The organism is Bacillus sp. bc15 (assembly GCF_900142585.1).
GTDB classification, from domain to species: domain Bacteria; phylum Bacillota; class Bacilli; order Bacillales; family Bacillaceae_G; genus Bacillus_A; species Bacillus_A cereus.
This window is the reverse complement of record NZ_FRBJ01000004.1, coordinates 318,239-327,421: the sequence shown is the minus strand read 5'-3', so window position 1 is coordinate 327,421 and position 9,183 is coordinate 318,239. Positions and strand designations below refer to the sequence as shown.

Genomic DNA, 9,183 nt, shown 5'->3' with positions numbered 1-9,183 from the left:
CCGAACGAATACCGTAAAAATATCCAATAAACATCATTTTAAATAAAACGATAGGATGGATTGACGGACGTCCATTGTTTTCACAGTAATAAGGGCGTAATTTCTCTTCAATAAAATCAAAACTAATTGTCGCTTCAATCGCACGAAGGAAATGATCTTGTGGAACCAACTCTTCTACAGAAACAGATACACGTTCATCACGATGATTTTTTAAAGCACCCATCATAAAAACTCTCTCCTTTTCCTCTTTTTTATCAGTGTTGACACATAAAAAGAGGTTCAGACACAAAAACAGGCTGTGGAGAAGACTTTCTCCACAGCCTGAGAAAAAAGCTAAGAGTTAAACTCTTAGCTTTTTTCTGCATAATGATCACAAGTTTGACGTTTTAGTAATTTATGAGGAATAATGATACACTTTGCAGTGGATTCTGCATTCTCTACTTTATCAACTAAAGCTTTCGCTGCCTCATATCCTAGCTGATAAATATTCACATCAACTGTCGAAAGTGGAGGGCTCGCAATTTCTGATAATAAAGCATTATTAAAGCTTACAATAGAAACATCCTTCGGTACAACGAATCCTTTTTTAGAAAGAGCACTTAACACACCAAGTCCAATTAAGTCATCCGTTGCCATAATTGCCGTCGGCGGTTGCTGCAGTCCCATTAATTCCTCAACGGCTTGTTGACCACTTTCCCTCGAAAAATCAAAATGTAAAATATATTCTTTTGGTAATACAATGTCTGCTAATTTCAAGGCATCACTCATACCAGCTAAACGATCTCTCGTTACAAGTAAATCTGATCCACCACCAATGAACGCGATTTGCTTATGCCCTAATGAAATTAAATATTCTGCCACTTCTCTTGCAGCTGTATAATTGTCATTATCTACATATGTAATTTCATCTTTTCGATCATATGGTTTTCCTATTAAAACAAACGGGAAATTCTGTTCATGTAAATATTGAATAATCCGATCATTCTCCCTTGAATATAAAAGAATAATGCCACCAATTTGGCGTCCCTGTACCATCTTTACGACACCATTAAAAATTTCTTCTTCCGTTTCACCTGTCGACATGTAAAGCGCATAACCTTCTACGTGTGCAAATGAACTAATCCCTCTTATAACTTCTGGGAAAAATGGATTTTGAAAAGCTTTACTTGCAGAACTTGGCATAACAAGACCAAGTGTTTTCGTCGTTTGGTTCGCAAGATTTCTCGCATTTAAATTGGGATGATACCCTAATTCACTCATCACTTTCCTAACACGGCGCTTTGTCTTTTCACTTATACTTGGATTATCAGCAATTACACGAGAAACTGTTGATGGTGCAACATTCGCTTGCTTCGCCACATCTTTAATTGTAACTGTCATAAAAATCCCCCTCCTCTCATTTCTCTGTCATTTTTCATATATTTTATCTCGCATTCATTGCAAGTCATAAACTTTCATTTCTTATATCTTGCAAAACTAATCCTATTCTCCCTCTTCATGTATTGTAAGGGATATAGCTATTTTTTCCTATACTATAATATACTATTTATTTCACTTCTTTTCACATGTGATGTCAAATCTCTTTTCATCTCCCTATAAAGTTATTTATAGGGAGATGAAAAGAAAAATGGGACATAATGTCCCATTTTTCATCCTTTTGTACCTCCAGCTGTTAAACCGGAAACAAAATATTTTTGTAGTGATAGGAATAAAATTGAAATCGGGATCGCAATTAACACTGAACCCGCTGCAAACGTTGTAAATTCATTACCGAATTTTTTCGCAACCATTTCATATAATCCAACTGCTAAAGTATAATTTTCTGGTGTTCGCAAAATAATACTCGCTAAAATGAAATCTGTAAATGGACCAATGAAAGTAAATAATGCTACAACCGCTACGATTGGCTTTGCAAGTGGCATAATGATTTGCCAGAAAATACGGAAATGCCCTGCTCCATCCATTCGAGCTGATTCATCCAACTCTTTCGGAATCGTATCAAAATACCCTTTCATAAGCCATGTATTCATCGGAATTGCTCCGCCCACATAAATTAAAATTAATGCAAGGTGTGTATCAAGTAATCCTGTTAACTGAGCTAATATATATAGTGCGATTAACGCTGCAAAATTCGGGATCATTTGCAGAATTAAAAATGTTAATAAACCATTCTTTCTTCCAACAAAACGATATCTCGAAAATGCATAAGCAGTAAAACTAATGGCTAGTACAGAGAAAATCATCGTCATTACGCTAACTTTCAAAGTATTTTTATACCAAAGTAAGTAATTACTTGAATCGAGATCAAGTAGCTTGCGATAATGATCTAATGTGGCATTTTTCGGAATAATACTTGACCCAGATAAACTATCACCTGGATTAAACGATGAGCCAATTATCCATAGTAATGGATAGAAAACAATCGCACACATTATGAAGATAACTAAATAACTTAATGAAAGACGTAGCATCTTTTGTCGTTTAATATTCATTTACATCATATCCTCTTCTTGGAATGATTTTGTTCTCTTAAATTGCCATAACGCAACTGTAATAACGATTAACGATAAAATCATTGTAAGAGCTGCTGCTTTGCCGTATTGAGCCGAAGTCATCGTTAACTTATAGATCCATGAAATTAAAATATCCGTTCCACCTGCATTTTGTCCAGACACAGCAGGTCCCCCGTTATTAAATAGATAAATAATACTAAAATTATTAAAGTTAAACGTATATTGCGTAATTAATATTGGCGCTGTTGCATATAACACAAGTGGCAATGTAATTTTGCGGAACTGTTGCCAAGCTGTCGCTCCATCTACTGTAGCCGCTTCATATAATTCTCCTGGAATCGATTGCAGTATACCTGTTGTCATCGCAAAGACGAACGGGAAACCAAGCCACGTTTGAATCATAATTAAAGCAATCTTTGACCAAAACGGGTCTGTCATCCAAGCAATCTTTTCAATCCCGAATAAAGCTAATACTTGGTTATTAATTGCTCCAAATGTTTCATTAAACATACCAGCAAATACAAGAATAGATACGAATGCTGGAACAGCCCACGGTAAAATAAAGATTGTTCGAATAATTGCCTTACCTTTAATACCAGGCTGATTTACGATAATCGCTAAGAAAATACCGAGCGCAACTTGTAATGTTGTTGCAACGAATGTCCAAATGACAGTCCAAGAAAATACACTTAAAAATGTATCTCTCCACATCGGTAATGTGAAAATATCAATAAAGTTTTTAAAGCCCACCCAATCTACTAATTTAGCTGGAGGAGAATGATATAAATCATAGTTTGTAAATCCAATTAAAATTACGAAGATGATTGGAAATACGACAACAAAGATAAGTAGTAGAAAACCTGGTGAAACCATTAAATAAGGAAAGCCTTGATCTAACAAATTACGGTATTGCTCTTTTACAGAATTTAACGGTGTTCCAATATCACGTTTCTTCCCATTTTGATATGCATCATATAAGTTAAATGCATATATGCCAAGCCCAAAAGCGATAACGATAAGTGCCAAGATCCCTTCTACTAATAGAAAGACGGAATGGTCACGTGGAACTTCTGTACCGAGCGTTACAATGCCCCATAATCCCATATTTAATAAATCAGCAAAGGCTACAATAAATGAACCTGTTAATACTAGAAAAATAAGACCTTTTACAAATTGTTTATTATACATTTGGCCCACGCCTGGAATGATTGATAACATGGTTGCCACTTTCCTATGCTTTGAATCATTTAACCCCTTTGCAGGTTCCATAGATGTTTGCATGTTCCTTCCCCCTTTTTTCTTCCTACATGGAAGGGAGAGAATTCGTGCCCCTCATATTAGAGGCACGAATTTCACCTTATTTTTTCTTACTATGATTTGCCTCAATATTACCTTTAATTTGTTTCACTGCACTATCAAGTGCGGATTTTGGTGCTTCTTTATCTGATACAACTAATTGAAGCGCATCTCCAGCTGGTTTCCAAACTTCTTGCATTTCTGGAATGTTTGGCATTGGAATTCCATTTTCAGATTGTGTCGCAACCGCTTTTGCAGCCTCATTTTCTTTAATGATTGGATCTTCCATTACTGATTTTACTGGTGGAATTTCTTTCGTTTTCTCAAAGCGAATTTTAGCATTTTCTTCATTTGTAACCCACTCAGTAAATTTTGTAGCTAAATCATTTTGTTTAGAGAAGCTTGTTACATGCCATCCTTTTACGCCAACGAACGTTTTCATCGGTTGACCATTTGGTAATTTCGGCATTGGAGCAACACCATAGTCTATTCCAGCCTTTTCCATCGCTTGGAATGCCCATGGACCATTCATAATAGATGCTGCTTTTCCTTCATTAAATAATCCATCTGCAGCTGAACCACCAGATTCACCGATAATACCTTTCGGGAATAACTTTTCTTTATACCATTTTTGAATATATTCAGCACCTTGTACCGCACCGCTATTATTTAATCCAATATCATTTGCATTTGGCTTTCCATCTTTTTCACCAAATACATAACCACCCATACCTGCCATAAATGCATTAGCAAAGTAGAAGTTATCTCCTAGTGCTAAAAATCCGTATTTTCCATCTTTCGTAAAGTCTTTTGAGAAGTTAAACAGTTCATCCATCGTTTCCGGCGCTTTTTGCATCATTTTTTTATTATAAATAAAGATTGGTGTTTCAATCGCTTTTGGTAAACCATATATTTTTCCGTTATATGTTTGTGCTTCTATTGATAAATCTGTAAATTTACTTTTTACTGTATCATCTACTTTCACTTCTGAAAGTAGCCCTTCTGTTACCGCATTACCAATATGATCATGTGGCAATGTTACAACATCTGGCCCTGTGCCAGCTGGACCGTCGAGACGAAGTTTTTCTATTTGTTTCGTCATCTGAACCTCTTCAACTTTTACTTTCACATTATATTTCTTTTCAAAACTTTTCACCGCTGGCTCTAGACCCACACCTTTTTTCTCATCTTCCCAAACAAGAAGATCATAGTCTTTTTTCGCTTTACTTTCCTCTTTTTTCCCTGAATCTTTCGGTCCACATGCAGATAACATACCAATAGATAATGCTGAAACCGTTAATAATGATAATGCTTTCTTCATCCCAAAAACCTCCCTAAATTGTCTATGTACCTTAGTAACTGAAAACGTTTGCATTTAATAGTTTAATTGAAGCGCAAACAATATCTCAAGTCTATGAAAACGTTTGCGCTATTTGTCTATCATTATACATTCTTTTATTCATTTTGCAAATATTAATTTAAAAATTATGTCATTATACTCTTTATACATTGACTTTATATGAAATGAATACTACTCTTATAAGCAATATTAAAGCTATAAGAAAGGCAATCGTTTGCAATATAGGCTTTATTATTACACTTAAGGGAATACTATGTATAGAGATATTGAAGGGGGATTTTCTATATGTTTAAAGAAGCCATTTATCATAGGCCGAAAGATAATTATGCATACGCTTACGATGAACAAACAATTCACATCCGAATACGTACTAAGAGAGATGATGTTCAAAGCGCCGATCTTATTTACGGTGATCCTTACGAATGGAAAGATGGGAAATGGATATCAGCAAGTACACCAATGAAAAAAACGGGTTCTACTGCATTATTTGATTATTGGTCCATTGCAATCGAACCAAAATTTAAGCGCTTACGTTATGGGTTTGAATTAAAATCTGAAACAGACACTCTTATTTATACAGAGCGAGGATTCTTTTCTAACATTCCAAATGATGATGTTGGTAACTTTTTTTGTTTTCCATTTATTCATGCAGATGATGTATTCAAAGCACCATCTTGGATTAAAGACACCATTTGGTATCAGATTTTCCCTGAACGATTCGCTAATGGCGATAGTACGCTGAATCCAGAAAACACCCTTCCTTGGGGAAGTGCGAATCCTACTCCAACTAATTTTTTCGGTGGGGATTTTGCTGGTGTTATTCAAAACCTTGATTACCTTGTTAAGCTTGGCATTTCCGGAATATATTTCACACCTATTTTCAAAGCTCATTCAAACCATAAATATGACACAATTGACTATATGGAAATTGATCCACAATTTGGGACGAAAGAAACTTTTAAAGAGCTCGTTGAAGAATGTCATAAGCACGGTATAAAAGTCATGCTCGATGCTGTGTTTAATCATAGTGGATACTTTTTCGAGAAATTTCAAGACGTACTAGAGAATGGTGAGAAGTCCGCATATAAAGAGTGGTTCCACATTCATGATTTCCCGATTATAACCGAACCACTTCCAAATTATGATACTTTCGCCTTTACACCGTATATGCCTAAATTAAATACAGCTCATCCAGATGTAAAAGAGTACTTACTTGAAGTAGGACGTTATTGGGTACGAGAATTCAATATAGATGGCTGGCGCCTTGATGTCGCAAATGAAGTCGATCACAACTTTTGGAGAGAATTCCGAACTGAAATAAAAACATTAAATCCTGAAGTATATATTTTGGGAGAAATTTGGCACGATGCCCTTCCGTGGCTACAAGGTGATCAATTTGATGCTGTCATGAGCTATCCTGTTACAAACGCTCTACTTTCTTACTTTGCTAACGATTCCATTAAAGCAAGTGAATTCATGAAGCAAATTACAGAATCTCTACATTCCTACTCTATGAATGTAAATGAAGCAGCCTTTCATTTATTAGATAGCCATGATACTCCAAGAATTTTAACAACATGCAATGGAGATAAAAATAAGTTGAAATTGCTCTATGTATTCCATCTTTCTTTCATCGGCTCTCCATGTATTTATTACGGAGATGAAATCGGCATGGATGGTGGTATGGACCCCAATTGCCGTAAATGTATGATTTGGGATACTAAAGAACAAGATCATGCATTATTTACACATATACAAACATTGATTTCATTACGAAAACAACATGCAGCTTTTGGAGGACATGGTACTTTTCAATTCATCGAAGCAAATGATGAACATAATTATATTTCTTATACGAAAACATATGAGGATGAAACTATCTTTTTCGTTTTAAACCCTACTAATAGTGAAGTTACAGTTTCACTCCCTCTTCATGTTACTGGTAAGAAAATAATTAACATTTATACAAATGAAGAATTTTCAGCAGAAGCAAGTGTATTACAAGTTACACTTCCTCCATATGGATTCTCCATATTAAAATGGTAATCAAAAAAGCCTTATGCCAAGATGGCATAAGGCTTTTTCTTATTTCAATTTGAATACCATCGCTTCATACGGACGTAATGTAATGTTATCTATCGATCCGATTTCTACATCGTAATTGTGTATGAATAATTCTGATTCACTATAACTAATATCCTCAGGCATTTCAAATACACTTTCATCCGCAGTAAAGTTTGCAATAACAAGTAGTTTTTCGTCTCCATATGTTCTTACATAAGCAAAAATAGAAGGATTATTCTCTAATATTAAATCATATGATCCATATACAACTATTTCATTATTTTTGCGTAGCTCAATTAATTTCTTATAGTAATAAAAAATTGAACTTTCATCTTGGATTGCTTGTTTCACATTAATCTCTTTATAGTTAGGATTTACAGTAATCCAAGGCTCACCCGTTGTAAATCCAGCGTGATTCTGATCATCCCACTGCATTGGAGTTCTAGCATTATCACGACCCTTTATATAAATAGATTCCATTACTTTTTCTATATTTTCACCATGGTCTATCACTTTTTCTTTATACATATTTAACGTTTCAATATCTCTATATTCATCAATTGATTGGAATCGAACGTTCGTCATTCCGATTTCTTCACCTTGATAAATATATGGCGTCCCCTTCATCATATGAAGAACTGTCGCTAACATTTTTGCAGATTCAATGCGATACATTCCATCGTTACCAAAACGAGATACAACGCGAGGCTGATCATGGTTATTCCAATAAAGGCTATTCCATCCGGTATGCTCTAATGCTTTTTGCCACTTTGTTAAATTCTCTTTTAAAGTAAGAAGTGAGCATGGTTTTACATCCCACTTTCCACCTTCTCCTGAATCTAAATCCATATGTTCAAATTGGAATACCATTTGCAACTCTTTTCGTTCTTCTCCAGTATACAATTTGGCTTCTTCTGTCGTTACACCTGGCATTTCACCAACCGTCATAATATCATAATTCGATAATACTTCCTCATTCATTTCATGCAAATATTTATGAATGTTTGGACCGTTCATAAAATGTTTATGACCTGAAACATAACCATCTTCATCTGTTTCAACTGTTGGTAACCCTTCTTCTTTAGAAATAAAATTGATAACATCCATGCGGAATCCATCAATTCCTTTTTCTAACCAAAACTTCATCATCTCATAAACATCTTGTCTTACCTTTTCATTATCCCAGTTTAAATCCGGTTGTTTTTTAGAAAACAGATGTAAATAATATTCATCCGTCATTTCATCATACTTCCATGCAGATCCACTAAAAGCAGCTCCCCAGTTGTTTGGTTCTTTCCCTTCTTTTCCAGGACGCCATATATAGTAATCTCTATATTTATTATCTTTTGATTTACGTGATTCAATAAACCAATTATGTTCATCAGATGTATGATTAACAACTAAATCCATCATCAATTTCATATTACGTTCATGCATTTCATGTAATAGTTCATCCCAATCTTCCATTGTTCCGAACTCGTTCATAATTTTACAATAATCACTTATATCGTAACCATTATCATCATTTGGAGATTCATAGACTGGTGATAACCAAATCACATCAATCCCTAACTCTTTTAAGTAATCTAGCTTTGAAATAATCCCTTGAAGATCTCCTATACCATCACCATTACTATCCATAAAGCTACGAGGATAAATTTGATATACTACGCTTTCTTTCCACCATTGTTTTTCCATTATGCTACCCCATTTCATTCATAATTCATTTTTCTCTTTTTTAAGGCGCAAACGTTTTCATTAATGAATGATAACAGATTCTATCTCAATTTAAAATAGCGCTTACAATTTTTATTGTTCTTTTTCTAAGAAAAAACGCGAAAATCACTAATAATTCTCCAATATATGAAAACGTTTTATTTTTTTATTTATTTTTTGAATCTATTCGTTTATAATGAACTCAAAGAAAACGTTTGCATAATTATTTCTAGG

Annotated in this window: 7 protein-coding genes; 1 reads left to right on the top strand and 6 read right to left on the bottom strand. The window is 34.6% G+C overall.

Annotation, left to right across the window (positions count from 1 at the left end; genetic code table 11):
* The 5 genes from BUA87_RS17430 to BUA87_RS17410 form a co-directional block, all read right to left on the bottom strand.
* On the bottom strand, nt 1-226 hold a 226-nt coding region (locus BUA87_RS17430), incomplete at its 3' end, for a transposase (protein WP_083530664.1).
* Between the two features lie 122 nt (nt 227-348).
* A complete protein-coding gene (gene malR / locus BUA87_RS17425; RefSeq protein ID WP_016512354.1) occupies nt 349-1,380 on the bottom strand; it encodes a maltose operon transcriptional repressor MalR in 1,032 nt (343 codons plus the stop codon).
* A gap of 269 nt (nt 1,381-1,649) precedes the next feature.
* A complete protein-coding gene (gene malD / locus BUA87_RS17420) occupies nt 1,650-2,492 on the bottom strand; it encodes a maltosaccharide ABC transporter permease MalD (RefSeq protein ID WP_001022603.1) in 843 nt (280 codons plus the stop codon).
* Nucleotides 2,493-3,794 carry a maltosaccharide ABC transporter permease MalC gene (malC, locus tag BUA87_RS17415; protein WP_001194982.1) on the bottom strand — a complete coding sequence of 434 codons (1,302 nt, stop codon included), beginning with the start codon at nt 3,792-3,794 and terminating at the stop codon, nt 2,493-2,495.
* A 76-nt stretch (nt 3,795-3,870) separates the two neighbouring features.
* Nucleotides 3,871-5,130, bottom strand: coding sequence for an extracellular solute-binding protein (locus tag BUA87_RS17410; protein WP_000709931.1), 1,260 nt, complete (start codon nt 5,128-5,130; stop codon nt 3,871-3,873).
* Between the two features lie 324 nt (nt 5,131-5,454).
* Here BUA87_RS17410 and BUA87_RS17405 point away from each other — a divergent pair, with 324 nt between their 5' ends.
* Entirely contained in the window at nt 5,455-7,215 is a 1,761-nt protein-coding gene (locus tag BUA87_RS17405; RefSeq protein WP_000471773.1) for an alpha-glycosidase, read from the top strand.
* 39 nt (nt 7,216-7,254) lie between these two features.
* Here BUA87_RS17405 and malL read toward each other — a convergent pair whose 3' ends face one another.
* The gene (malL, locus tag BUA87_RS17400) at nt 7,255-8,931 is read right to left on the bottom strand and encodes an oligo-1,6-glucosidase (protein WP_071713524.1); all 1,677 of its coding nucleotides are present in this window, start codon (nt 8,929-8,931) and stop codon (nt 7,255-7,257) included.
* Nucleotides 8,932-9,183 lie beyond the last annotated feature (252 nt).

What these genes read in the sequence shown, in the direction of transcription:
- BUA87_RS17405 (WP_000471773.1), top strand. Translation starts at nt 5,455, where the DNA reads ATGTTTAAAGAAGCCATTTATCATAGGCCGAAAGATAATTATGCATAC.
- BUA87_RS17410 (WP_000709931.1), bottom strand. Translation starts at nt 5,130, where the DNA reads ATGAAGAAAGCATTATCATTATTAACGGTTTCAGCATTATCTATTGGT.
- malL (WP_071713524.1), bottom strand. Translation starts at nt 8,931, where the DNA reads ATGGAAAAACAATGGTGGAAAGAAAGCGTAGTATATCAAATTTATCCT.
- malD (WP_001022603.1), bottom strand. Translation starts at nt 2,492, where the DNA reads ATGAATATTAAACGACAAAAGATGCTACGTCTTTCATTAAGTTATTTA.
- malC (WP_001194982.1), bottom strand. Translation starts at nt 3,794, where the DNA reads ATGCAAACATCTATGGAACCTGCAAAGGGGTTAAATGATTCAAAGCAT.
- malR (WP_016512354.1), bottom strand. Translation starts at nt 1,380, where the DNA reads ATGACAGTTACAATTAAAGATGTGGCGAAGCAAGCGAATGTTGCACCA.